Genomic DNA, 23,870 nt, shown 5'->3' with positions numbered 1-23,870 from the left:
GGAGTAGGTAATGGCAAGAATGAAATTTTTCGTAGATAACGATAGATGTATAAGTTGTTTTGGATGTCAAGTTGCTTGCTCTTCTGCTCATGAAGTTCCTGTAGGCGTATATCGCCGTAAGGTTATCACGCTATACGACGGCGTTGAAGGCAAAGAGGTTTCAACAACCATCGCATGCCAGCACTGCACCGACGCTCCTTGCGAGCAAGTTTGTCCTGTGGACTGCTTTTATATCCGTGAGGACGGTATCGTTCTTCACGATAAAAACAAATGTATCGGTTGCGGATACTGCTTATATGCATGTCCGTTTGGTGCGCCGCAGTTTCCAAGAGACGGAGCGTTTGGTATCAAAGGCGAGATGGATAAGTGTACAATGTGTGCTGGCGGTCCGGCAGAGACAAATTCACACGAAGAGCGCGAACTATACGGACAAAACCGTATCGCAGAGGGTAAAGTGCCTATGTGTGCGGCTGTTTGTGCGACAAATGCTCTTTTGGTTGGAGATGCAACCGAAGTTGCAAACGTGTATCGCAAACGTGTCACACTTCGCAATACAGGCTTTTCTATCTAAATTTAAGGGGCAAATTCGCCCCTTTTTCTTCTCTTTTTATCCTCTAAAATTTAGCTTTCATTTTATCTTTCATTAATCGCAGCGAGTTATAATTTGTCTAAAATCAGATAAAAAGGATTTGCGATGAGGTATCTTCAAATTTTACTCCTTTTGTTTATGGCTTTTTTCTTTGCGGCTTGCAGCACAAATAGCACTCCAAAGCTATATCTAAACTCAAGTGCGCCTGTGTTTATCACAAATTTAGATGCAAATAGAACAGTTTTTATAAATTTTAAAAACTCATCAGGCCATCAAAACACTCTTGAAGAGACGGTCAAAAAGAAATTTGTAAACAAAGGCTTCGTGCCGGTAGCTGATAAAAAGCGCGCCGATATAGTTATACTTGGGGATTTTATGATGCTTGAGAGAGTGGAGCGAAAAGATCCGAATGTCTTTATAAATTTAGGCTACGGCTTTGGCTCATTTGGACGCAGGAGCTCAGCCGGTGTTGGCATAGTGTTTGGCGATCCTTTTTATGATGATTACTACAACACTCGCCACTACATCTATAAAGCAACCGTTAGCGTCTCAATCACTACAAAAGAGCGCGAACAGCGCACCATACTTGATGTGCAAAGCGATAAAAACGTATATTCTCCAAGCTACATCATGCCTTTTGTAGAAGATAAGATAGCTACTCAGATAATCAACTTCTTTTATTAATTTTGTTTGTAGAGAGGGCGTATAGGCTCTCTTTACAAACCTTTATCTTTTCAAACCATGCTTATAATTTATCGAGCTAAATTTCAAATTTGTTTTTGATATATATTTTAGAGTTGATATATATCAATATCTTTAACTGCTTAATAATGATATACTTAATCAAAATTAAAAGAAATCAAATTTTTTATAAATTTCACACAAAAAGGATATAAGATGAGAGTAGTTTTAAGTTGCGCCGCGTTAGCGGGCTTACTCTTTGCAAACGGCGCAAATCCTGACAATATCACTCCGCTAAAAGATTTCGCGCCGCCTAAGCCATATATGCCAAACATCGCTCAGGGCGCATTTCCTGCACATCAGTTTGAGCGAACAAATAGAGATGATTATTTTTTCGTGACCGATCTGCTTGATGATTCGATGGATAAATTTCACATTTCAGGCGGATTTTACGGTAGAGATTTTTATAGCTCAGCTCTTTTTAAATACCGCGCGGCAAATTTCTACACCATCTTAAACGCAAATTTCTCAAAGGGCAACCGTTACAAAGACGGCGGAGGCAAGGAAGTTGATTTTGGCTACTCAAGACAAGGACAAAGCGCTATTTTGGGCTTTGTGCCAAACGATATAAGCGAATTTCGTTTTACATTTTTGCGTGATAACATAGAAAACGAAAAAGAGCCTCACAACCCGACAGATGCGGTTAAAACCGAGCGCAAGATAGCTAAATTTAACGCGAGATTTGGCGAAGAAAGCCTTGCTAATACGCTAAATTTAGAGCTTATGCTAAGAGATATCAACCGCAACGCAAACAACTACGAGCTAAGAAATTCGGCTCAAAAAGTAAAAGTCGAAGTAGAGAGGAAAATTTTTGATGCTAAGCTTAGCTATGACGCTGATTTTGGCAATTTTCACAACATGATAGGCACTAGCTATCAGCGTGATTTGCACGAGGGCAAAAGATACGCATTTATGGGCGGCAAATGGGTGTTTAACGGATATCGCTTCGGTGATGTTAAAAACCAAAGCAGATATCTTATAAATTTAACGAAGCAAACAAGCTAAATTTGGCGCTTAACTACGAGTGGATGAGCTCAAATTTGCGCGCGGCGAACAACCCATACTCAGCGCCTATGCCTCAAATTTCAACAATAAAAGGGCTGGTTAAGTCAATTTACGGCGAAAATTTAGACGGCGACATCAAGCATAAGGCTTTAAGCGCGAGCCTGAAATACGAATTTAGCCCGAATGAAAAGGATCTTTACTACGCGGCACTTGAGAGCATTAGCAGAATGCCTTCAAACTTGGAGCGCTTTAACACCCTTTACGGACCGCTTGATAACGGCTGGATATCAAATCCTTTCTTAAAACCAGAGCGCCACAATCGCGTAAATTTGGGACTTGAATATAAAAGCGAGTTTTTCAAAGAGTATCTAACCTCAAGGCAGGGCGAGGATAGCTTTGCGATAAAAGCTCATCTTATCGCAAGCGACGTAAAAGATCTCATCATCTATGATCGCAGGCACTCAAAAGCGCCTGCTCCGATGAACAAAAACGCTGTTATCTCGCGCAATGTGGATGCGCAAATTTACAGCGCAAATTTAAGCGCAAGCTATAATTTCTTGCAAAATTTCGGCTTAAAAGCGGCGCTTTTTTATAATTACGGACAAAACAAAACAGACGGCAGAGCCCTTTATCAAATTCGCCCGTTTGAAGCGAATTTGGCAGCTGATTACAAGAGCTACGCAAGCTTTGGAAGCTTTAGTTTAGGCAGTGCGCTTAGATATGTAGCCAAGCAAAACAGAGGCGATTTTGATAAAAGCACCGGACTTGGCATAGACAGCAAAGAAGCAAAAGCGTTTACGCTCATAGACGTTTACGGTGCGGTTGAGTTTAGGAACAAATTTGGCCTAAGATTTGGCGTAAATAATATCTTTGATAAGGAGTATGCGGAGTTTATAAGCGGCGATCATGTCGCAGCTCTTGATCCAAGGAGAGTGAATGCGCCGGGTAGGACGGTGTTTGTGAGCTTTCATTCAAGTTTTTGATGAAAGCTTGTTTCGCGAGCGTTTTTTGAGATTTTGCAAAATTTTCAGTGTAACAGGCTACTTGCCTAGCTTTGTCTAATTTTGCTTCAAAACTCAAAAACATCTTGCGATGAAGATTTGCTCTTGGCGATGAATTAATGATTTTGATTTTTTCTTGGTCTAAAAAATATGCAAAACATTAATTTCTCATCCAAGATATAAAATTTTGCTAAAAATAATTCAACATAAAGGATAAAAGATGAAAAGACGAAATTTCTTAGGTTTAGGCGCGGCTCTTGGAGTAACTGCATTTGCTCCAAATTTGTTTGCAAAAGAGAGGTTTGACATCTGGGGGATGCCCGCTATCCCAAGCACTATGCTTGCGGTTGCAACCATGCAAGGCGAGCTTAACAAAACTCACGATATGAAGCTAAGAATTTGGAATAATCCCGACCAGCTTCGTGCAGGCGTGGCAAGCGGAGAGATGAAGCTAACTGCGGCACCAAGCAATGTGGGCGTAAATTTAGCCAACCAAGGCATAAAATTTGGCATGCTAAACATCATGACAAACGGACTTCAAAACGTCTTAGTTAAAGATCCGAGTATAAAAAGCATAGAGGATTTGGTAGGCAAAAAACTCATCATGCCTTTTAAAAACGACATGCCCGATCTCGTGCTTCGCGCCATTTGCAAAAAGCGCGGCATAGATATTTCAAAGATTGATATCACTTACGTGCAAACTCCGCCTGAATCGGTTGGTCTGTTTTTACAAAAGGATTATGACGCGGCACTATCCATAGAGCCTATGAGCTCGGCTGCCATACTTAAGGGCAAAAAGATGGGGGTGGATGTAAGCGTAGGCTTTGATCTGCCTCAAATTTGGGGCGAGAGCTTTGGCGTGAAGCCATATATCCCGCAAGCAGGTCTTATAGTGAGTTTGGATTATTATAACGCTAACAGAGAGGTTTTTGAGGTATTTCATAACGATTTGCAAAATGCTCTTAAGTGGATTTTGCAAAACAAGCAAAGTGCCGCTAAGATAGGCGCTCAGTATCTGCCTGCACCGGAACCCGCTCTTGCAAACGCATTTGAGCGTTCAAATTTAACCGTTACTAAAGCAAGCGATTTGGCTGATGAGCTGATGAGCTTTTTTGAAGTGTTGTTTGAGCTAAATCCAAAAATTTTAGGCGGAAAAATGCCTGATAAGAGCCTATTTTTATGATTTTAATCGATAACGTTAAAAAAGATCGCGCGGCGATAAACCGCGTGGTTGATTATCTTTGGGGCGGATTTAGCGGATTTGCCACGATATGTCTTTTGATCGCTCTTTGGCAGCTTGGTAGCGAGAAATTCGGCGAATTTATGCTGCCTGCTCCAAAGGTCGTATTTCTTAAGGCGTATTCGCTTTTGCTTGAATACAAGGCAAGCGAAATCGATGTAACACTTTTTAGGTCGCTTGTGGGTGTCGGCACGGCTTGCGTTATCGGCATCACTTTGGGGCTTATTGCCGGCGCTTATAAGAGCTTTGCCTCGCTTTTAAAGCCGCTTATAACCGTGCTTTTGGCTATGCCGCCGATCATTTGGATAGTGATGGCGATATTTTGGTTCGGATTTGGAAATTTTAGCACTATCTTTACTATCATCATAACTGTTTTGCCGCTTACTTTCGCAAGTTCGGCGGTCGGTATGATGAGCGTTAGCGAAGAGCTAAAATAGATGTTTGACGCATATCATCTTGGGCTTGCAAGGAAAATTCGCCACCTTTACATCCCTCATCTTACGGGATATATCATAAGCTCGCTAAGTGTGGCTGTAGCTATGGGCGTTAAGATAGTCATCATGGCGGAGCTTTTGGGAGCAAATGAAGGAATGGGCGCAAAGATAGCAAGCGCGCGCATCATGCTTGATACGACCGAAGTGATGGCTTATGTAGTGCTTGTTATCACGCTTATCATCCTCTTTGAATACCTCATCATCGAGCCTTTAAAGATCGCTCTCATGCCTTGGAAGCGTTAAGGAGTGGCAGTGCTGGAACTTAAAAATGTAGAATATGAAATTTTGCGCGATAAGGTCGTAAGAAATTTTAACCTTGAGATAAAAAGCGGAGAGGTCATAACTCTCTTTGGCGCGAGCGGGTGCGGTAAGACCACGATACTTAAGCTGATTTCCGGTATCATAGAGCCAAGAAAAGGGCAGATAATCAACAAATTCGCCCGCACGACCTATCTTTTTCAGGAAAACCGCCTTTTAGAGTGGAAAAACGCCCTTGAAAACGTCCTTTTGGTTATGGCTAAACCGGACGTAGATCTGGTGCTTAGCTACTTTGAAAGGCTTGGTCTTGGCAAAAAAGACGCCAGAAAATATCCCGATGAGCTAAGCGGCGGAATGCGCCAAAGGGTTGCCTTTGTGCGCGCTATCGTGACCGAGCCTGATCTGCTTTTGATGGATGAGCCGTTTTCGGGGCTTGATTATGATATGAAAGAAATTTTGATGGAAATGATCGCAAACCGCGTGAAAAACGGCATGAGTGTAGTGCTTGTGACGCATGATAGGATGGAAGCTGCCAAGATGAGCGATGAAATTTGCTTCCTTGAGAGCAAGGGTGCAGTCATTGAGCGCAAGTTAAAGCTTGAAAAGCGCTTTGAAGATAGAAGCTTTGATTACTTAAACGCCGTGATAAACGAGAATTTCAAGGGGAAAATTTACTATGATTAATGATTTTTTTACCTATCCTATGCGGATATTTTTCCTTTCAAGCGCTATTTGTGCGGCACTTGGCGGAGCTGTATTTTTTGCGCCGGTTGATTTTATAAGCCTTCACAAATTTATATTTTTACACCTTGTAGGCGCGCTTGCTTATGCTGGATTTTTGCTCACGGGGCTTACGGATTGGACGAATTTTACTAAGTCGCTTAAAATTCACGCTTATATTTTGTTTGGAATTTTTGCTATTAGCTTCTTTTGCGCGTTTATAAATTTGTGGTTTGCTCATCTTTTTATGGCGATTTTTTGGGCGTATTTGGTGATGCTTTGCGCTTATATGATCTGGCTTGATAAAAATGATGATCAGTTCGGAGTTATGGGCTTTTTGCTTGGAATTTTGCTCTTTGAAATTTGCTATCTCGTAAGCGGTGAGGAGAAATTTTTAAATTTACAAATTCATCTGCATATCATAGCGATTTTGCTTATATCATTTCGCGTTAGTATGGTGCTTGGACGAGAGGCGATAAAGCGCGAAAGCGATATGGAAGAAGCGGTATTTGTGCCAAATTTGGTCTACAAAAATATCGCGATTTGCTGCGTTTGCGCGTTTTTGATTTTAAGCGTATTTTTTGAATCAAGCGGCGCGATAAGCTACGCTGCCTTAGCGTGTGGCGCAGCGGTGTTTGCCAAGCTTAAGGAGTGGCATTATAAAGAGCTTTTAAGGCATAATTTCATCGTGTTTTACTACCTTATGCAGCTTCTTGTGGCGGCTGCTTACGCTATCTTTGGCATAAGCGGAATTTTGGGTCTTGGACTTGAGACAAACATGCTTCACATCCTTGCGATTAACGGCATGATATTTAGCATTATGCTTATCTTTAATATCGCAGGGCTTCGTCATAGCGGACAGGAGCTTGAGTTTTTGCTTCTTAGCAAGATAGCTTTTGCTTTGGTCGTGGTTGCGGGAATTTTTAGAGGGTTTTTCGCCTATGCTTGGAGCGGATTTTATATACATCTGCCGGCTACTTTGATCGTAATCGCTTTTGTTTTATGGTTTGTTGATTTTTATAAAATTTTTAAAAATAACGAATTTAGCGACGATCCCGAGTAAGAAATTTGAGTTTAAATCGACTAAAAGCGATAAATTTGCCGATTTTGCAAAGAGTATAGAGATATTGAAAAAAGAGCCGATAATGGCTAAAGTAGTAGATGCGTAAGGCTCTTTATGCAGGTAAAACTTGGAGCGAAACTGAAGTTAGCCTAAAGCTTGCCGTAGAAAAATGATTTAAAGCCCAAATTCGGGCTTTAATCTAATCAAGTGTCCTTTTGTATCTAAATAACGACAGCGTAACGCTAAACGCCAAAAACGCTGTAAGAGCGAGTATGTCATAGCTAAAATCGCTTAAATTCGAGCCCTTAAGCCAAATTCCCCTAACCATACGTAAAAAATGAGTGATAGGAAAAATTTCGCCTACAACCTGTGCCCAAACGGGCATTCCGTAAAAAGGAAAGAGATATCCTGACAAAAGTAGCGACGGCAAAAAGAAAAAATAAGTCATCTGCATGGCTTGAAGCTGATTTTTAGCCAAAGTGCTAAATGTAAATCCTATGCCTAAATTTGCAAGCATCAGCAGCGTGCAAGCGGCAAAAAGCGAAGTAAAGTCACTAATCTGGGGTAGTCCGAATAAAATTCTAGCGATAAGTAAAAGTATGCAAACTTGCAGGTAAGCTATAAAAAGATAGGGCAAAATTTTACCTATCATGACTTCAAGCGGACGAAGCGGTGTGGCAAGCAGATTTTCCATCGTGCCTCGCTCATGCTCTTTGGTTACCGAGATGCTAGTCATCAGTATCGTGGTAAGCGTTAGCAGCACGCCCATAAGCCCTGGTATGATTTGATGTCGCGTAAGAAGTTCAGGATTATACCTTGAATGCGTCCTTAGCTCAAATTCCGCTCTCTTAGCTTCAAATGCGAATTTATCTCTTTTTAAAGCGTCGCTAAAAGCTATTTGCAAAGCCCAAGAAGCGATGCTCTGCGCGGCGGGATCGGTCGCATCTACGGAAATAAGAAGCTTTGGAGTATCGTCTCGCATAAGATCTCGCTCTAAATTCGGCGGGAAATGCACGATAAACTGCACCTTACCTCCTTGCATTAGGTTTTGAGCCTCATCTATGCTTGAAGTTATGATTTTAACGTCAAAATATCTCGTGTTATTCATCGCCGTTATTAGCGAGCGCGTAAGCTCTCCGCTGCTATTTAGCACGACTGCGGTAGGTAGATGTCTTGGGTTGGTATTTATCGCGTAACCAAAAAGAAGCATTAACATAAGCGGCATCATAACTATCATCGCTAGCGTGCCTTTATCTCTTAAAATTTGGCGAAATTCTTTTATGATCATAGCTAAAGTGCGCGAAAAAGAGACAAATTTCATGCTAATACCTAGTGTCTTTAAACCGCTCAAGCAGATGTATAAAAACATCTTCTAAAGTAGCTTTGCTAGCGGTTAGCTTTAAATTTAGCCCAAATTCTTCTACGGAGGATTTAAGCGCGCGAGTATCTTTGGCGACGATATGATAACTGTTGCCAAACGCCGAAATGCTTTGTAAAAATTCCTTTCCTTCAAGCATACCAGCGGCTTTTAAGGCGTTCTTGCCGCTTAGCGTCCAAACATCAAGCGCATGAGACGCGATGATATCATCTTGAGTTCCTTGGGCTAAAATTTTACCGTAAGCTATATAGATAAGCTCGTGGCAGCGCTCGGCCTCATCCATATAATGCGTTGATACGAGCGCGGTGATCCCCTCTTTTGCAAGTACATGGATGATATCCCAAAATTCACGCCTTGCCTTTGGATCTACACCCGCTGTCGGTTCATCAAGGAGCAAAAGCTCAGGCTCATGTATAAGGCACATTGCAAGTGCAAGGCGCTGCTTCCAGCCACCCGAGAGGTCGCTCGCATTTTGGTTTTGTCTAGCGCTTAGTCCAAGCCGATCAAGCGTGCAGTTGATTTTATATTTTTGGTTTTTTAGCTTAAAAAGTTTCGCTATGAATTCTAAATTTTCCCTAACGGTAAGGTCGCTATACCAGCCGAATTTTTGTGTCATGTAGCCGGTATTTCGCCTTATGGCGTCAGACTGCGTTAAAAAATCATATCCGAGACACTGCCCGCTTCCGCTATCTGCTTTTAAAAGTCCGCAAAGTATTCTGATGGCAGTCGTTTTGCCGCTTCCGTTTGGACCTAAAAATCCGCAAACGCTGCCTTTTGGCACTCTGATATCTACATCTTTTAAGATGACTTTCTTGCCAAAGCTCTTACTAAGCCCTTTTACGTCGATGGCTAAATAATTCGTATCGTTCATTGATTTTGCCTTACGCTAATGGGAAGTGAGGGGTGTAAAAACTCGCTTGGGTTATCAAGCACGGCTTCAACGAGATACGTAAGTGTATCTTGAGTGTTTTCGCTGTAGATGATGGGTGGGGTGTATTCAGGCTTGGAGGCTATCTTGCTAACGGTTGCGGTTAAATTTTCGCATCCAATGCAGCCAATCTTTATTTTTTGCCCCTCTTTAAACTCGCCGATATAAGCGATCGGCACGAAAAATTTGGCTTTTAGCTCCTTTACGGGAAGTAGCAGGATGGCGGGCTTTGCGTTTAGAGCCCACTCGCTCTCTTTATAAAAAATCTCTTCGATCTTGCCTGCTTTTGGAGCGTAAATTTTAGTTTCATTTAGCTGCCACTCTTTAGCCTTGATATCCTCTTTTAGTGCGCTTATATCTGCTTTTAAGCTGTTTATTTGATTTTGTCTCGCTGGCAAATTTGCTATCTTTAAAGAGGCTTCAAGCTCGCTTACTACGGCCTTTGCTCTTTCAAATTCGGCTTTTGCGATATCCGCTTCTTTGTCAGAAACCGAATTTTTGGCTATTAATTTTTTAGTTCGTTGCCAGTTTTTATCAGCAAGCCAACTTGCCGCCTTGGCTTCGTCTAGCTTTGCTTTGATACGCTCGATCTCTTCTTTTCGCATGCCTAAATTTAGATCCTCAAGCTTTGCTTCAAGTGAGGCTAAATTCGCTTTAGCTATGTTTAAATTCGCTTTTTGCAAAGTATCTTCAAGCTCAAATAGCAACTTGCCCGAATCAATAATCTCTCCTTCTTTTACGTGAATTTTTACTATGCGTCCGCTAAAATAAGGCGATATGTGGATGTATTCGCCCTCTAAATAGCCGTTAAAATGCGTATCACCGGCTTTCTTGTCGCAACCGGCAAGTAGCAAAAAAAGAGATAAAACTATAAATTTTGCATTCATTTTTACTCCTTAAATTTAGAGTGCAAATGCTAAAAATAGCTCCTTAAAACGTGATATTATTATAGCGGAATTTAGCTTAGCGGCCAAATTTTAGTATCGGTTTGAAATCTTTAAATTTGGGCTTGTTCTGATATAATCATTTTTAAATTTTTAGCTTTTGAGCGCGAAATTTGTGAAACAAAAAGGAAGATTATGCAGATAAAAGAGAATAAAAAGGGCGCTATAGGATCGCTTATCATGTCGGTTTTGCTGTTTGTGGCTGGCTTTTTAGGATATGTTTATTATGAACTTGCGGCTTCTGCGATTTTTACTATGATAGTAACTTTAGTATGTGCCGTTTTTTGCGTGAAAAAGATAGTTCAAGAGAGCTTTATAGAAATTTTTGATGACGGATTTTGCGTGAAAAAGGGTTCTAAACAACATAAATTTTATTTTAAAGATATCGATGAGATCAGCACTCGCGTTGTGGATAAAAAGCGAGATATTCAGGTTTTAAACGTGAAATTTAAAAGAGGAAGGCTTGATAGAGAGGCCGCTGACGGGCTTATACAGCCAATCGGTGAAAACGACGCAATAATCTTAGATAAATACGAAAAATCAAAATATGAAATTTTTAATCTTTTAAGAGAGAAGCTGCAAAATAAAAAATAACTGACTAATATAAATTTTAATATAAAGTGTTTTAATCTTATTTTTTATTTATATTATTTAATTGCCTTATAACTTCTTGATTTATTTTGTAATTTAATAAATTTGTTTTATTTATATCTATATCAATGAGTTTATCTTGCTTTAAATATTCAATAATATATTCTTTTGATAAAACATTTATAGGCCAATCGTACCTATCTTTTAATGTTAGAGTATCTGTTATGACGCTTATGAATGTAAGTACTGTAAATATAGATGCAAGTATTGTAATCAAAAACATTCTACGATTGTTTTTTGCGGCAAACTTTTCTTGTCTTACAGAAAATATCTCATTAAAATATTTTAACACTTCATTTGTCTGACTATCTATTTCATAAGCAAGTCTTATTGTCTTATTTATTTCAAAATCTTCAAAGCTAGACTTTTTTGGTTTAGGAAAATCTATTATATATTCTAAGAAATTTTCTTTAGTTTTTATTAACTCTTCAATGTTTTTAATGTTTTTGTTTTGTAACTTATTCATAAAATACTCTAATTTGGCTATATAGATTATTGATAAGAGTTGCTGTTTTAATACTTTTATATATATGCTTGTTCCGTAAAAATATTTATTTATTTGTTTAGCAGGTTTAACAAGGACTATAGAATTTTCATTTTTTGTATTTGCATACATTAAAAAACTGTATTTATCATCAACAAACTCTCTTTTGAATATTTTATTATTTATATCATAATACTTGCTAAAACATTGATTTATAAAATTTTGATTTTCACAGTGATTGGTGACTGTTTTTTTAAAGTATTTATATATATTGTTTGGGTTGTCAAATATATCTTTATTGTTTGTTACTGCAAAAAAATATTTGTAAGAAGTGTTTGCCACATCCATAGGAGTGACAATAAATATAGTACTATAAGCTTCAAAACAGACGAATAAAGTTTCTTTTGGATATACTTCTGTAAGATTGTAATTATTTATAACAAAATCATTTTTGATAATTAAAAATTTTATATTATTATCAAGTGTAAAAAATTCTTCGTTATTTATTTTTTCCTTCTCGGTTTTTTCTATAATTTGTTTGATCTGTTCATATTTCAATTTAAGGCATATTTTGTCATTTTCTTTCTGAAGCATTTCTATGCAGTATTTTTTGTTTATGTTCATCAAATGCCTTATAGGTGTGTTTTTGCAAAATTATTTTGGGTCAAATGACCCAAAATATCAAATTTTTCTTACTACCTCATATCTCTCGCCCGGTTTCATCTCGATGATCTCCCACGGCAAGCCTTGCTTCATAAGCTCATCCATAAACGGCTTAGCGTCAAATTCTTCCATATTAAATACACCTTTACCGCTCCAAATACCCTTAGCAACCATCATCGAGCCTATCATCGCAGGAACGCCCGTAGTGTAGCTAACCGCTTGCGCGCCCGTCTCTTTGTAGCAAGCCTCATGATCGCAGACATTATAGATATATACTTGGCGCTCTTTGCCACCCTTTATACCACGGATAACGCAGCCGATATTTGTCTTGCCCTTAGTTCTTGGGCCAAGGCTTGCAGGGTCTGGAAGTAAGGTTTTTAGAAACTGTATAGGCACTATCTTCATGCCGTTATGTTCAACCTCGTCTATGCGAAGCATGCCGACATTTTCAAGGCATTTCATATGGGTTAGATAGCTTTGTCCAAAGGTCATAAAGAAGCGAATTCTCTTAAGCCCCTTTATGTTTTTGACTAAGCTCTCAAGCTCTTCGTGATAGAGCAGGTAGCTATCTTTTACACCTATTTTTGGATAATCCCACTGAAACATTATCTCCATAGGCTTAGTTTCTATCCACTCGCCGTTTTCCCAGTAGCGTCCCTTTGAGCTAACCTCGCGCAGGTTTATTTCAGGGTTAAAATTTGTTGCAAAAGGATATCCGTGATCGCCTGCATTGCAGTCTAGGATGTCGATCTCGTGGATTTCATCGAACAAATTTTGCTGTGCATAGGCGCAAAATACGTTTGTTACGCCAGGATCAAAGCCGCTTCCAAGCAAAGCCATCGTGCCTGCGTTTTTAAAGTCTTTATCCTTTGCCCACTGAAGCTTGTATTCAAATTTCGCAGTGTCCGGATGCTCGTAGTTTGCAGTGTCAATATATGGGATCCCTGCTTTTACGCATGCATCCATTAGAGTTAGATCTTGATAAGGAAGCGCTACGTTTAGCAGTAGATCGGCTTTAGTTTGTTTGATAAGCTCTACGACCGCATCTGTATCATCAGCATCTATTTGAGCCGTATTTATCGTAACTCCAAGGCGCTCTTTTATAAATTTAGCTATCGCATCACACTTGCTTTTTGTACGGCTTGCAAGCGTGATAGTGGTAAATACATCGCTATTCATCGCGCATTTTACCGTAGCTACTTGGCTTACTCCACCCGCTCCGATAATTAAGATATGTTTCATTTTCGCTCCTTGCTTATTTTACTTGCTTAATGCCGGATTTTATCAAATTATTGCTTAATAGCACTCATTGGCTTGGCGCGAAATTTATCCTCACGCACTAGCCAAAACATATATCAGCCATATCGTAACCATCGATATAAGCGTCTGAAGCGTGATGATGAGAGACATTAGATTTTTATCTCCTCCCATTTGACTTGCTAGGATATAGCTTGACGTTGCCGTAGGCATTGAGGCGAAAAATATACAAACCATCGCGGTTTGCGGCGATAAATTTATCATTTTGGAGCCTATAAAAACTATCAGCGGATAAAAAATAAGTTTTAAGAAGCTAGACAGGTAAAATTCCGGCTTTAAATTTTTAATTTGCTCAAATTTTAACCCCGCTCCAACCGACAAAAGACCCGTTGTGATAGCGGATGTTCCTATGAGCTTTAAAGGCTCTAAAATTTCGCTTCTAATATTTAAAAAGTTTGCAAAAATACCTAAAACGCAGGCTAGGATAAAAGGATTTTTTGCTATGTTTTTAAATGTATTTTGTAGTGAAAATTTGCCCTTTTTGATGTAGATTGCAAAAATGCAAACACAAAATATATTTATAAGCGGTATAATAAAAGCCATTAAAAAAGCGGCGGTTAAAATGCCGATTTCGCCGTACATCGCATTTACTATACCTAAAAAAATATAGGTGTTATATCTGATGGAGCCTTGAAAAAAAGATGTAAATTTGGCAGGTTCAAATTTGGTAAAAAAATTTATAAATATGGCTAAAAATACGACTATAAAAAAGCAAATTAAAACAAGCAAGAGTGCGCCTAATAGGTCGCTTGAGCCAGTTATCTTGGCTGTTGCGATTTTATAAAATAGCATGTATGGCATAAAAATATAGTAGGTCATACTATCTAAAATAGCCCAAAATTTAGGCACTTTGTAAAACTTTCTTTTTAAAACGAAGCCAAGCAGGATTATACAAAATATCGACAAAATAGCACTTACAATAACTTGCATAAAAAGCCTTTGATTTTAACTTTGAGAAATTCGGTTAAAATCGCTAAAGTTTAACCGAATTAAAATTTTAGTTATTTCTAATAAAATTTATTTTTTAGATTTTTTAATATAAATTTGGCTAGTTTAAGCCCTTTTGAACGGTGAGAAATTTCAAGCTTCATTTCATCATCAAGCTCGCCAAGGGTTTTATCAAAGCCTTTTGGGACAAATAGTGCATCATAGCCAAAGCCGTTTTCGCCTCTTTCTTTAGTAAGGGCAGTTCCGTGCATAAAGCCGTGCATGCTAAACTCTCCAAATTTACTTGTAACCGCGATACAAGCTGTATAATGCGCTGGCGATGAGCTTAAATTTAGCGCTTTTATTTCAGAAATCAGCTTGGCTCTATTTGCCTCGTCCGTTGCGATCTCGCTAAATCTAGCCGAGTAAATGCCGGGCTTTCCGCCAAGCGCATCAACGCTAATGCCGCTATCATCGCTTAGAGCTATAAACTCATCTTGCAAATTTAGCTCGCAAATTTTATTATAAACCGCCCTTGCTTTAATGAGTGCATTTTCTTTAAAGCTATCTCCGTCCTCAATGATCTCAAAAGGCTCACAAATCTCACTTAAGGCATAAATTTCATACTCTTTTAGGAAACTTTTTATCTCTTTAACTTTGCCCTTATTTGATGTGGCTAGTAATATTTTCACGGTTTGCCTTTTTTCAAATTTTAATCGTGATTTTACCTAAAATCTATTTAAAATTTAAAAATATCTTAGCCATTTTAAGCTACAATCTCTCTTTTAAAAGGAAAATTTATATGTTAAAAAGTGTTTTGCCTCTATCTTTTATTATAGGAAGCAGATTTTTTGGTATTTTTATCATCTTGCCGGTTATTAGCGTATATGCCTTGGAGCTTAATCACTCGAACGAATTTTTAGTCGGAGTTTTGATCGGTGTTTATGCACTTACTCAGGTTATATTTCAGATTCCTTTTGGATATATTTCAGATAGATTTGGTCGCAAGATCACTCTACTTTTCGGGCTTTTGATATTTATCGTGGGAGCTTTGATTTGCGCTAATGCGACTGATATTTACACCATGATTTTAGGTCGTTTTATCCAAGGAGCCGGCGCTATAGGTGGGGTTGCCACTGCCATGATAAGCGATAGCACAAAAGAAGAAGTAAGGGGCAAAGCGATGGCTATAATGGGCGCATTTATCGGCATAAGCTTTGCGCTATCTATGCTCGTAGCCCCAGTAATGAGTGCGAAATTCGGGCTTTCTAGCCTATTTTATCTAAGTGCCGCTTTGAGTCTTTTTTGTATCATCCTTTTATACACTGCCGTTCCAAAAGAGAGTAAAACCTGGCATGAAGAGGAGAAGACTCCGTTTTTTAAGCTACTTTCAAACAAAAATTTATTTCTTATGAATACTACAAATTTTATGCAAAAGATGTTGATGTCTGTAGCTTTTTTCATCATTCCTATCGCTTTGGTTCATAATTTTGGCGGAAGCAAAGATGAGCTTTGGAAGATTTATGCCGTTTCGACGGTTTTTGGATTTATCGCAATGGGTTTAGGTGGCGCAATGGGCGAAAAAAGAGGTCTTGGTAAGCACCTTTTGATACTTGGCATAGTGCTATTTATAGCCTCTTACCTCTTTTTTGCTTTGGCAAATAGCGAGATAGTGTTTTGTATAGGTGTTGTGCTGTTTTTCGTAGGCTTTAACATGCATGAGCCTATAATGCAGTCAATTGCTTCAAAATTTGCAAAGGCTAACGAAAAAGGTGCCGCTCTTGGAGTCTTTAACTCGTCTGGCTTTATGGGTAGCTTCATAGGCGGAGTTGGGGCTGGAGTATTGCTAAAATATTTTGATTTAGATGTTCTTTGTGCTGTTTTCATAGCACTTTGTATTATTTGGCTTGTGCTTTTAAGATGGCTTGATAATCCTGTGATATTTAAAAATTTGTATTTTGGATTAGATCAAGGTCTAGACTTTGAACTACTTAAAGATGAAAAAGGTTTGATAGAGTATTACAAGACTTCGGCAAATTTTGTCGTCAAATACAATTCAACTCTAATTACCGAAGAGAGAATCAGAGAGATTTTAAAAGCTTAAATTTTTATTTAGCAATATTTTATTTATTCTTTATTAAATTTTGAATATAATTACCAAAATTATTTAAAGGATAAACAATGTGTGATTTAAAACAAAAAATTGACAAGCTTTTTGAAGATCAAAAGATGTCTGTTTATGAGGCTGCAAAGCAACTTGGAGTTAGCGAGTTCGAGGTTTTAAAACATAGAGGCAAGGACGAGTTTAAGCTTATTGGCTCTGAGCATTTGGAAAAAATTTTTGAAGAGCTTAGTAGCTGGGGAGAGATGAATTTCATAAAAAATACTCCTGAATTTATAATAGAGATTAAAGTTAAAGTTTCAAGCCCTAAAAAAGCTCAAGGATATTTAAATTTCTGCGGTAAAAGTGGCTTTTTAGGCGGACATTTAAAAGAAGATGCGATAGCCAATATAGGCTTTGCAAGTACTAAATTTATGGGTATGCTTGGACATAGTTTGCATTTTTACGGCAAAGACAATAATATAATCTTTAAGCTTTATATAAATCGCGACGAGAAGCATAACCTAGATCCAGAGCAAGAGAAGAAATTTTTTGCGCTAAAAGATAGCTTCTAAAAATTTTTTAGTCATCTTGCCATGTATTAATTTAATAGGTTGGCAAGGTGACTACTACAAATAAAATTTATGATGTCTTAATTATCGGTGCAGGAGCTGCCGGGTTCTTTTTGGCAGCAAATTTGCACGGCAAAAGCGTAGCTATCCTTGAAAAAAATCCCTCTGCAGGTAAAAAAATCATCGCAAGCGGTGGTGGCAAATGCAATGTCACAAACCGCTATATAAGCGCGCAAAACTATCTTGGTGATGAAGAATTTGTCACAAAGACCCTTTTAAATTTAGACTTTAGCGAAGTGCTTGAGTTTTTTAGCGAGCTTAAATTTAAAGAGATAAAACAAAATCAATTTTTTTGTGCTAGCTCGGCTAAAGACGTTCTTGGCGTGCTTTTAAGAGCGTCGCAGCAAAGCGGAGCAAAGATCTTTTATAACTGTGATGTAAAAAGCGTGTCTAAAATTTCAAATTCGACTGAAGTTAGCGCACAAGGCGAATTATCAAATTCACAAAATGAAATCTTTGAAGTCTTAACTCACGGCGGACAAAAATTTAGCTGCAAACATCTTGTCATCGCAAGCGGTGGGCTTAGCTACAAGGCTCTTGGCGCAAGCGAGATAGGCTACGAGATAGCTCATAGCTTTGGCATAGAGGTAGCTAGAACAGCTCCCGCTTTAGTCGGTTTTACGGTGCAAAAGGATGAGTTTTGGTTTAAAAATTTAAGCGGTGTTAGCCTAAATGCCGAAATTTCTTTAAGCGCAAAAAATCTAGCCGAGCGAAAATTTAGCGGAGATGTTTTGTTTACGCATAAAGGCATTAGCGGACCTGCAATCTTAAATGCTTCGTTATTTTGGCAAAAGGGCACGATGAGCTTAAATTTTCTGCCAAATTTTAGCTTTAAAAATTTAAACTCAAAAAAGCAGCTTTCTACGATCTTACCGCTTGCTAAGCGATTTACTCTTGAGTTTTTGAAGTCAAGAAATTTAGCCGATAAGAGCTTTAATGAATATAGCCAAGCCGAAAAAACCGAAATTTTAAAGCTACAAGAGTATAAATTCGCACCTGCGGGCACTTTTGGCTTTGAGCGAGCAGAGGTTACGAAAGGCGGTGTGCTAACAAGCGAGTTAAATCAAAATTTTGAGAGCAAAAAGCAAAGAAATTTATACTTTATCGGCGAAGTTTTGGACGTTACGGGCATGCTTGGAGGATACAACATACACTTTGCCTTTGCAAGCGCAAAAACTCTAGCACGCTACCTTCAAACTACTTAAATTCGCGCTTCAGCCAAAGCATCTCTAAAGCGTCGCAACCGTCATCATAGTATTTGCTAAGCGTTTTGATTTGCTTAAAGCCAAATTTTTTATACAAATTTATCGCCGCTACGTTATCAACTCTAACTTCAAGGCGCAAGCTTTCAAACAAGCTTAAAACCTCGCTTATAAGCGCTTTTGCAACTCCTTTACCTCTAGCTTTTGGACTAACTGCAAGCGAGTAGATGCGAGGAGCTTTAAGATAGGCAAATATCAAAATGTAGCCTAAAATTTCGCCATTTTCTTTTGCTACGAGCATGAAATTTTTATCTATGTGATACCTAAAAGCTCTTTTTGAAAGAGGGCTGTTAAACTTGTCAAAAGAGGCGCTCTCAAGCTCAAAAAGTGCCTTTATATCAGTTAAATTTGGCTTTTGTAAGGTCATTTTTGATTTTACGCAAAGTTGCTCTGGACGGTAGCTCATCTTTACTTTTTTAAGATTTTCAAACCCCATGTCATCGCCCACGTTTATGAACTCGCAGCCGTATTTTTCTTTGAGAATTTTGCTAAATTCGCGAAATATAAACTGCGCGCAACCAAGCACTTCAAAATTCGTCTTTTCTATGATGACGCTTGCTACCTTATCGTTGATCCTCTCGCCGACCGTAAAGCCCTGCAATATGTCGTTGATGTATAAAACTATGCCGCTAAGCTCGAGAGCCTCGTAGTTTTGAAGCATTTTTTTAATCGCCGCTTTTTCCTGATACATGCCCTCCATGAACTCATCTGCTTGCTCTTTTGGTATGTATTTTATGCGCTCTTGCGCCCAAATATTGGCTAGAGTTATGATCTCTTTGCTGTGCTTTGCGGGCTCTAGCGTCTCGATACGAAAATTTGGATAGGTGTTTTTAAATTTGTTGATCTCTGTGCGTTTTGTATGATAGGAGTTGCCCTTTAGCTCGATCAAACTATCGGTTTTGTATATGTAATCAACCAGCTTTTTTTCAAACAAGTAATCTTCAAAAACATCAAAGATATTTGCGCTCTCATCGATCATCACGGCAAATTTTTCAAGGATATTTTCAGCCACGTAATCAATCCTTGAGTAGTGGCGCGAACTGTTGTTTAAATTCATGATTTCAAAGCATTTTTCCGTAGCGTTTTTCAGATTTTCAAACTTACCGATAGGTGGCAAAAGCATGCTAAGTTCACTTCCTGTCATCACAAAGAGGCAAAAGCAATCCTCTATGACCGCGTAAAAGCCGCTTGCGTTTGAAAGCCAGATATAATTTGCCGCAAATGTATAATCGCTTATGCTAAGTTCGATTTCATTTTGGAGTTTTTCAAGATATTTTTGCATACAAGGTTTTGTTGTAATGCTGAATTTTTCGAGGTTATAATCACCTATGACAAGCATTTTGAAGTGTTCCTAAAATTTTAAAATTTAGGCGCTATTGTACTGCAAATTTTGAGATTTTAAGCAAAAAATTTTTGAAATTTAATTTCATAAAAAAATCCTTTTAGCATTAAAATAAATCCTTTTGGCGATAAATTTAAATTGATAATATTCATCATAAAGACTATACTAGGTATAAATTTAAAGGAGATGTAATGAAAAATATAAAAATTTTGTTTTTAATTGCAGCGCTAGCAATAAACGCTTTTGCTCATACTTTTTGGATAAATTTAAGCGAGCATACGGTGCATAGACCGGGGCATTTGCTTGTAAATGTCGGCTGGGGGCATCAAATACCAATTGATGATATGGTAAATTCTGAAAACGGAAGCGTAAATTTACAAAAATTTCAAATGATAGACGAGAATGGAGTTTCAAAGCTATATTTTCCCGAGTTTAGTCTACCAAATTCGTTTTTAGAGAGTGATAAATTTAGTATTTTTCAAGCCGATTTTGCCTTTAATAAAATTTCACTCAAAAAAGATATGCCTAAAAACGTTATCTTTGAGGCCGTTACAAAACCCACTTTTGTAACGCAATACATCGATCAAAACGGTAAATCCAGAATGAATCAAAAGCCACTTGATGAGATAAGCGATGCCTCAAAAGTTCTTTTTGCTCTTAAATACCAAGCGTTTGCAAAGAGATATTTAAATTTCAATAGCGAACTAAAGCCTCTTGGTCACGCTCTTGAAATTATGCCAAGGGGTAATATATCTAATTTAAAAGTTGGCGATGAAGTTGAGTTTGAAGTTCTTTTTAATGGAAAGAAAATAAGCGTAAGCGATAAGATGAACGAATTTATAAGAGCTGATAATGAAAATTTAGGTCAAGTTGGCGGTACTGCTTATTATTCGTTTTTGATGAATGGAGTGGCCAAGATAAGACTTACGCATCCTGGCGAGTGGGTCGTTAGTATCTCTTACAATCAAAGTGTGACAAAAGACGGGGAGTTAAAAGAGCTTTTTGGAAAGACTAAGAATGTATTTCATATGGCTAGCCTCGCTTTTAATGTAAAAGAACGTTGAGGTATAATTTAGGCTCTTTTAAAGAGCCTAAATTTTCATTAAACCATCTTTAGAACCTCTACTGCTTCGCCTTTAGCTATGAATTCCGTCTCTTTTGGGATGATTAAAAGAGCCGCGTCGTTTAAGAGGTTATTTACGATCGCGGAGCTTCCAAGCTTCTTGCCGTCTAAATTTACGTAAATTTTGCCGTCGCGATTTACTAAATTTACAGCCGTAAATTCCAAAAACGGCGAGCGTTTTTTATAGTCTTCGTCTATTATCGCGGTTATCTTTGGCTCAGGCAGATCAAACCAAGAGTTTATCAAAACTCGCACGTAAAGCACGCACATAACCATCGCCGAATACGGAAATCCGGGAAGCGCAAAGATGTATTTGTCCTCGCTTTTTACTACTTTGATGTGTCTGCCGGGTTTTATCGCGGCGCCGTCTATGATGATCTTAAAGTTTTGATCAAGCGCGCCCTTTACAAAGTCGTAATCCCCCATGCTGATGCCGCCTGTGGTTACTAATATATCGGCACTCTTTAAAGCGCTGATGATAGCCTCTTTTACGGTGTCGGCGTTATCTTTTGCGATCTCACAGATGATCGGCTCGGCTCCCATTTTGCGTACCATTTGGGCGATTGCGATGTGGTTTGAGCTGTGAATTTGAGCAGGGTTTAAAAGCGGCTCGCCAAGATCTCTTATCTCGCTTCCGGTAGCTAGTATCGCAACTCTCGGGCGCACAAATACACTTATGTGAAACATCCCAAGCTCAGCCATAAGCGCAACTTCGGCGTAGCCTATTTTAGTACCTTTTTTGATGAGAATTTCGCCTTTTTTATAGCTCTCGCCGACCTCTCTAACCGCAAAGCCTTTATTTATCGGCTTTTTTATTATGATTTTAGAGCCTGCGACTTCGACATTTTCAACAGGTACAAGCGTGTCTGTGCCCTCACTCATAAGCGAGCCCGTAAAGGTCTTAATGCACTTTGAGCTCTCTACGACGATGCCTTTATCGGTGCCTGCAGGAAGGTCGGTGATGAGCTCTAGCTCGCTTAAATTTTCACTCCATTTAAAGGCGTATCCGTCCATAGCCGAAGTAGGCTTTGGCGGGTAGTTATCGGCAGCGATAACATCTATGGCAATGTTTCTATCAAGTGCTTCAGTGATGGCTACTTTTTGAACCTTATCCCAAGGTGTAATCGTCGAGCGTAGGATATCAAGGCTGGCTGCATAGCTCATAAATTCTTTCATTTTATTTCCTTATCTTGCTCGCTCATAAAGCCTAAATTTAAGCTGTTTTGTGTGCAACGCGAGCTTGTTTATTTAAAGCGCAAATTTTGCATATTTTATCATCTTAGCCTTAAATAGCTATGGAATTTATCACCTTTTTATTTTTCACAAGCTAGAATAAAGCTTAAGAAATCAGGCTGATTTTACCTATCCTCAAGGAATTTTCATGAACACTTTAAAATGGCAAATCGTAGCCGGCGGAGCGCTTGGCATAGTGGCTGCTCTTCTTGTATTTTTCGGTAATCCCGGCAACATGGGTGTATGCGCGGCTTGTTTTTTGCGCGATATAACGGGCTCGCTTGGGCTTCACAGAGCAAGCGTCGTGCAGTATATGCGCCCTGAGATTATGGGGCTTGTGATCGGCGGATTTTTAGCAAGCGTGCTTTGGACTAGAGAATTTGCTCCGGTTACTGGCTCATCGCCGTTTTTGCGCTTTTTCTTGGGTGTATTTGCAATGATCGGATGTCTTGTCTTTCTTGGTTGCCCGTGGCGTGCGTTTTTGCGTCTTGGCGGAGGCGATATGAGCGCTCTTGCGGGCTTTGGCGGACTTGTCGTAGGAGTTAGCTTTGGAGTTATGTTTAAGAAATTTGGCTACAAGCTTGATAGCGGAGCTTCTGCTAGCAAGGCGTTTGGAATTTTGCCTGTGGTAATTGCTATTGCTATGTTTGCGGCTTTGATATTTGGCTTTAAAGCAGGCGAAAGCGGCGCGCTATTTGCCTCGGTAAAAGGTCCCGGATCTCAGCATGCAGCGGTTTGGATCTCGCTTGGTGCGGGCGTGCTGATAGGCGTTTTGATGCATAAGAGCAAATTTTGTAGCGTAGGTGCGATCGGACACATTTATAAGGGTGATTTTTCGATGTTTGCGGGGTTGCTTAGCATTATATTTTTTGCAAGCGTTGCAAATTTGGCTCTTGGGCAGTATAAATTCGGCTTTGAAGCTCAGCCCATCGCACACAACAACTACATCTGGAATTTCTTAGGCATGGCGCTTGCAGGGCTTTGCTTTAGCCTTAGCGAAGGGTGTCCCGGTAAGCATCTGGTGCAGATGGGAGCGGGAAATTTAAACTCGGTTATATTTGTTACCGGGATGATGGCGGGAGCTGCTTTTGCGCATAACTTTATGCTGGCAAGTTCGCCAAGTGGCATAACCGTAAATGCGCCTTATGCGGTGATAGTGGGGTTTGTTTTTGCGGTTTATGTAGGGCTTTTTAAAAGGTAAGTTAAATTTTGTATATCGAATGGATTTTAATCGAAATTTCATATACCCGCTTCAGCCACATACTTTTATGTATGCTCCTTTGCGGGCATTAAAATTTCGATTAAACTACACACATTCCGTCCGGAATATTTGCAGTTTTAAGCCAAAAGCCCTGCGCCTTTTATCGCTTGGCTTCGTTCTTTAGCGTAAATTCGTTTTCCGTCTATCACATCGTATTTCCAGATAGGCGCGTTTGCTTTAAAGTCCTCGACAAATTCGTTGATTAGCTTTAGTGCAACCTTTCTTTGAGGGCTTACCACGCCTGCGACATACGAGCTTGTATGCACGGCTACATCGCCTTTTGAGTGTGCAAAGAGGACGTAAGCATTTTCTTTTGCCGCTCTTTCTTCCCAGCTTTTTAGCCATTTAGCTAAAATCGGCTCATAGATATCAAAGCTAAGCGCGCTTATGCCGCCTTCTTCGCGCACGATGCCCACAAATGTGATAAACGCACCGCAGTTTTTATCTTTAAACTCGTTATACCAAGCGTTTGTGATCTTTTCTACTTCCAAGCTTCCTTCGTAAATTTCCATC

General features: G+C 39.1%; 25 protein-coding genes and 1 pseudogene. 15 read left to right on the top strand and 11 right to left on the bottom strand.

From position 1 onward, the window contains the following. Positions 1-10: 10 nt before the first annotated feature. The 9 genes from fdh3B to CDOMF_RS09625 all read left to right on the top strand — a co-directional run bounded on the left by fdh3B (position 11) and on the right by CDOMF_RS09625 (position 7,111). Positions 11-571, top strand: a complete 561-nt coding sequence (fdh3B, locus tag CDOMF_RS09665; RefSeq protein ID WP_260951785.1) for a formate dehydrogenase FDH3 subunit beta — start codon at positions 11-13, stop codon at positions 569-571. Between the two features lie 123 nt (positions 572-694). After that, positions 695-1,273, top strand: a complete 579-nt coding sequence (gene traT, locus CDOMF_RS09660; RefSeq protein ID WP_170000833.1) for a complement resistance protein TraT — start codon at positions 695-697, stop codon at positions 1,271-1,273. Between the two features lie 213 nt (positions 1,274-1,486). Beyond that, entirely contained in the window at positions 1,487-2,335 is an 849-nt protein-coding gene (locus CDOMF_RS09655; protein ID WP_260951784.1) for a hypothetical protein, read from the top strand. Between the two features lie 2 nt (positions 2,336-2,337). Next, positions 2,338-3,318, top strand: a complete 981-nt coding sequence (locus CDOMF_RS09650) for a TonB-dependent receptor domain-containing protein (protein ID WP_260951783.1) — start codon at positions 2,338-2,340, stop codon at positions 3,316-3,318. A gap of 238 nt (positions 3,319-3,556) precedes the next feature. Then, entirely contained in the window at positions 3,557-4,519 is a 963-nt protein-coding gene (locus CDOMF_RS09645) for an ABC transporter substrate-binding protein (RefSeq protein ID WP_260951782.1), read from the top strand. Beyond that, positions 4,516-5,013 (top strand): ABC transporter permease, encoded by a 498-nt coding sequence (locus tag CDOMF_RS09640; RefSeq protein WP_260951780.1) that lies wholly within the window; start codon positions 4,516-4,518, stop codon positions 5,011-5,013. Before CDOMF_RS09645 ends, CDOMF_RS09640 begins: the two co-directional genes overlap by 4 nt. Then, complete coding sequence (locus CDOMF_RS09635; RefSeq protein WP_260951779.1) at positions 5,014-5,313, top strand: ABC transporter permease subunit; 300 nt, start codon at positions 5,014-5,016, stop codon at positions 5,311-5,313. 9 nt (positions 5,314-5,322) lie between these two features. Beyond that, positions 5,323-6,012: an ABC transporter ATP-binding protein gene (locus CDOMF_RS09630; RefSeq protein WP_260951778.1), complete on the top strand. Its 690-nt coding sequence runs from the start codon at positions 5,323-5,325 to the stop codon at positions 6,010-6,012. After that, positions 6,005-7,111 (top strand): NnrS family protein, encoded by a 1,107-nt coding sequence (locus tag CDOMF_RS09625; RefSeq protein ID WP_260951777.1) that lies wholly within the window; start codon positions 6,005-6,007, stop codon positions 7,109-7,111. The genes CDOMF_RS09630 and CDOMF_RS09625 overlap by 8 nt, the downstream gene beginning before the upstream one ends. 199 nt (positions 7,112-7,310) lie before the next feature. Here the strand turns inward: CDOMF_RS09625 and CDOMF_RS09620 are convergent, their stop codons facing one another. From CDOMF_RS09620 to CDOMF_RS09610, 3 genes are read right to left on the bottom strand one after another with little or no spacing between them, the layout of a single operon-like run. After that, a complete protein-coding gene (locus tag CDOMF_RS09620; RefSeq protein WP_260951776.1) occupies positions 7,311-8,432 on the bottom strand; it encodes an ABC transporter permease in 1,122 nt (373 codons plus the stop codon). A 1-nt stretch (position 8,433) separates the two neighbouring features. Further along, positions 8,434-9,360 carry an ABC transporter ATP-binding protein gene (locus tag CDOMF_RS09615; RefSeq protein ID WP_260951775.1) on the bottom strand — a complete coding sequence of 309 codons (927 nt, stop codon included), beginning with the start codon at positions 9,358-9,360 and terminating at the stop codon, positions 8,434-8,436. Beyond that, positions 9,357-10,304, bottom strand: coding sequence for an HlyD family secretion protein (locus CDOMF_RS09610; RefSeq protein WP_260951774.1), 948 nt, complete (start codon positions 10,302-10,304; stop codon positions 9,357-9,359). The genes CDOMF_RS09615 and CDOMF_RS09610 overlap by 4 nt, the downstream gene beginning before the upstream one ends. Positions 10,305-10,496: 192 nt before the next feature. Here CDOMF_RS09610 and CDOMF_RS09605 point away from each other — a divergent pair, with 192 nt between their 5' ends. After that, positions 10,497-10,955, top strand: coding sequence for a molybdate transport repressor (locus CDOMF_RS09605; protein ID WP_260951773.1), 459 nt, complete (start codon positions 10,497-10,499; stop codon positions 10,953-10,955). A gap of 37 nt (positions 10,956-10,992) precedes the next feature. Here the strand turns inward: CDOMF_RS09605 and CDOMF_RS09600 are convergent, their stop codons facing one another. From CDOMF_RS09600 to CDOMF_RS09585, 4 genes are all read right to left on the bottom strand, one after another. Continuing rightward, positions 10,993-12,120, bottom strand: a complete 1,128-nt coding sequence (locus CDOMF_RS09600) for a hypothetical protein (protein ID WP_260951772.1) — start codon at positions 12,118-12,120, stop codon at positions 10,993-10,995. 57 nt (positions 12,121-12,177) lie between these two features. Continuing rightward, entirely contained in the window at positions 12,178-13,401 is a 1,224-nt protein-coding gene (locus tag CDOMF_RS09595) for a saccharopine dehydrogenase family protein (protein WP_260951771.1), read from the bottom strand. Between the two features lie 90 nt (positions 13,402-13,491). Next, complete coding sequence (locus tag CDOMF_RS09590; RefSeq protein ID WP_260951770.1) at positions 13,492-14,406, bottom strand: AEC family transporter; 915 nt, start codon at positions 14,404-14,406, stop codon at positions 13,492-13,494. A gap of 77 nt (positions 14,407-14,483) precedes the next feature. Beyond that, complete coding sequence (locus CDOMF_RS09585) at positions 14,484-15,095, bottom strand: non-canonical purine NTP pyrophosphatase (protein ID WP_260951769.1); 612 nt, start codon at positions 15,093-15,095, stop codon at positions 14,484-14,486. A gap of 110 nt (positions 15,096-15,205) precedes the next feature. On the opposite strand from CDOMF_RS09585, the gene CDOMF_RS09580 reads away from it, so the two are divergent. The 3 genes from CDOMF_RS09580 to CDOMF_RS09570 all read left to right on the top strand — a co-directional run bounded on the left by CDOMF_RS09580 (position 15,206) and on the right by CDOMF_RS09570 (position 18,341). After that, complete coding sequence (locus tag CDOMF_RS09580; RefSeq protein ID WP_260951768.1) at positions 15,206-16,507, top strand: MFS transporter; 1,302 nt, start codon at positions 15,206-15,208, stop codon at positions 16,505-16,507. 77 nt (positions 16,508-16,584) lie between these two features. Beyond that, positions 16,585-17,079, top strand: coding sequence for a heme utilization cystosolic carrier protein HutX (gene hutX, locus CDOMF_RS09575; protein ID WP_260951767.1), 495 nt, complete (start codon positions 16,585-16,587; stop codon positions 17,077-17,079). Positions 17,080-17,126: 47 nt separating this feature from the next. Beyond that, on the top strand, positions 17,127-18,341 hold the full coding sequence (locus tag CDOMF_RS09570) for an NAD(P)/FAD-dependent oxidoreductase (protein WP_260951766.1): 1,215 nt from the start codon (positions 17,127-17,129) through the stop codon (positions 18,339-18,341). Here the strand turns inward: CDOMF_RS09570 and rimI are convergent. Both rimI and CDOMF_RS09560 read right to left on the bottom strand, forming a co-directional pair. Continuing rightward, positions 18,334-18,765 (bottom strand): ribosomal protein S18-alanine N-acetyltransferase, encoded by a 432-nt coding sequence (gene rimI, locus CDOMF_RS09565; protein ID WP_260953178.1) that lies wholly within the window; start codon positions 18,763-18,765, stop codon positions 18,334-18,336. The genes CDOMF_RS09570 and rimI overlap by 8 nt on opposite strands. Positions 18,766-18,771: 6 nt before the next feature. Continuing rightward, positions 18,772-19,737 (bottom strand): annotated as a pseudogene (locus tag CDOMF_RS09560) (DUF2156 domain-containing protein); the annotation flags it as partial. A 194-nt stretch (positions 19,738-19,931) separates the two neighbouring features. On the opposite strand from CDOMF_RS09560, the gene CDOMF_RS09555 reads away from it, so the two are divergent. Continuing rightward, positions 19,932-20,804 (top strand): DUF4198 domain-containing protein, encoded by an 873-nt coding sequence (locus tag CDOMF_RS09555; RefSeq protein ID WP_260951764.1) that lies wholly within the window; start codon positions 19,932-19,934, stop codon positions 20,802-20,804. Between the two features lie 38 nt (positions 20,805-20,842). Here CDOMF_RS09555 and CDOMF_RS09550 read toward each other — a convergent pair whose 3' ends face one another. Further along, positions 20,843-22,039 (bottom strand): molybdopterin molybdotransferase MoeA, encoded by a 1,197-nt coding sequence (locus CDOMF_RS09550; protein WP_260951763.1) that lies wholly within the window; start codon positions 22,037-22,039, stop codon positions 20,843-20,845. Between the two features lie 205 nt (positions 22,040-22,244). Between CDOMF_RS09550 and yedE the strand changes: the two genes are divergently transcribed. Next, positions 22,245-23,297 carry a YedE family putative selenium transporter gene (gene yedE / locus CDOMF_RS09545; protein ID WP_260951762.1) on the top strand — a complete coding sequence of 351 codons (1,053 nt, stop codon included), beginning with the start codon at positions 22,245-22,247 and terminating at the stop codon, positions 23,295-23,297. Between the two features lie 137 nt (positions 23,298-23,434). On the opposite strand, the gene CDOMF_RS09540 is transcribed toward yedE, so the two are convergent. Next, positions 23,435-23,869, bottom strand: a complete 435-nt coding sequence (locus CDOMF_RS09540; protein WP_260951761.1) for a molybdopterin synthase catalytic subunit — start codon at positions 23,867-23,869, stop codon at positions 23,435-23,437. Position 23,870 lies beyond the last annotated feature (1 nt).

The organism is Campylobacter sp. RM16187 (assembly GCF_025319965.1).
Taxonomy (GTDB): Bacteria; Campylobacterota; Campylobacteria; order Campylobacterales; family Campylobacteraceae; genus Campylobacter_A.
This window is presented reverse-complemented; position numbering and strand designations above follow the sequence as displayed.

What these genes read in the sequence shown, in the direction of transcription:
- CDOMF_RS09595 (WP_260951771.1), bottom strand. Translation starts at nt 13,401, where the DNA reads ATGAAACATATCTTAATTATCGGAGCGGGTGGAGTAAGCCAAGTAGCT.
- CDOMF_RS09550 (WP_260951763.1), bottom strand. Translation starts at nt 22,039, where the DNA reads ATGAAAGAATTTATGAGCTATGCAGCCAGCCTTGATATCCTACGCTCG.
- CDOMF_RS09605 (WP_260951773.1), top strand. Translation starts at nt 10,497, where the DNA reads ATGCAGATAAAAGAGAATAAAAAGGGCGCTATAGGATCGCTTATCATG.
- CDOMF_RS09555 (WP_260951764.1), top strand. Translation starts at nt 19,932, where the DNA reads ATGAAAAATATAAAAATTTTGTTTTTAATTGCAGCGCTAGCAATAAAC.
- CDOMF_RS09655 (WP_260951784.1), top strand. Translation starts at nt 1,487, where the DNA reads ATGAGAGTAGTTTTAAGTTGCGCCGCGTTAGCGGGCTTACTCTTTGCA.
- CDOMF_RS09590 (WP_260951770.1), bottom strand. Translation starts at nt 14,406, where the DNA reads ATGCAAGTTATTGTAAGTGCTATTTTGTCGATATTTTGTATAATCCTG.
- CDOMF_RS09615 (WP_260951775.1), bottom strand. Translation starts at nt 9,360, where the DNA reads ATGAACGATACGAATTATTTAGCCATCGACGTAAAAGGGCTTAGTAAG.
- CDOMF_RS09600 (WP_260951772.1), bottom strand. Translation starts at nt 12,120, where the DNA reads ATGAACATAAACAAAAAATACTGCATAGAAATGCTTCAGAAAGAAAAT.
- CDOMF_RS09640 (WP_260951780.1), top strand. Translation starts at nt 4,516, where the DNA reads ATGATTTTAATCGATAACGTTAAAAAAGATCGCGCGGCGATAAACCGC.
- rimI (WP_260953178.1), bottom strand. Translation starts at nt 18,765, where the DNA reads ATGACCTTACAAAAGCCAAATTTAACTGATATAAAGGCACTTTTTGAG.
- hutX (WP_260951767.1), top strand. Translation starts at nt 16,585, where the DNA reads ATGTGTGATTTAAAACAAAAAATTGACAAGCTTTTTGAAGATCAAAAG.
- CDOMF_RS09635 (WP_260951779.1), top strand. Translation starts at nt 5,014, where the DNA reads ATGTTTGACGCATATCATCTTGGGCTTGCAAGGAAAATTCGCCACCTT.
- traT (WP_170000833.1), top strand. Translation starts at nt 695, where the DNA reads ATGAGGTATCTTCAAATTTTACTCCTTTTGTTTATGGCTTTTTTCTTT.
- yedE (WP_260951762.1), top strand. Translation starts at nt 22,245, where the DNA reads ATGAACACTTTAAAATGGCAAATCGTAGCCGGCGGAGCGCTTGGCATA.
- CDOMF_RS09645 (WP_260951782.1), top strand. Translation starts at nt 3,557, where the DNA reads ATGAAAAGACGAAATTTCTTAGGTTTAGGCGCGGCTCTTGGAGTAACT.
- CDOMF_RS09610 (WP_260951774.1), bottom strand. Translation starts at nt 10,304, where the DNA reads ATGAATGCAAAATTTATAGTTTTATCTCTTTTTTTGCTACTTGCCGGT.
- CDOMF_RS09540 (WP_260951761.1), bottom strand. Translation starts at nt 23,869, where the DNA reads ATGGAAATTTACGAAGGAAGCTTGGAAGTAGAAAAGATCACAAACGCT.
- fdh3B (WP_260951785.1), top strand. Translation starts at nt 11, where the DNA reads ATGGCAAGAATGAAATTTTTCGTAGATAACGATAGATGTATAAGTTGT.
- CDOMF_RS09620 (WP_260951776.1), bottom strand. Translation starts at nt 8,432, where the DNA reads ATGAAATTTGTCTCTTTTTCGCGCACTTTAGCTATGATCATAAAAGAA.
- CDOMF_RS09625 (WP_260951777.1), top strand. Translation starts at nt 6,005, where the DNA reads ATGATTAATGATTTTTTTACCTATCCTATGCGGATATTTTTCCTTTCA.
- CDOMF_RS09580 (WP_260951768.1), top strand. Translation starts at nt 15,206, where the DNA reads ATGTTAAAAAGTGTTTTGCCTCTATCTTTTATTATAGGAAGCAGATTT.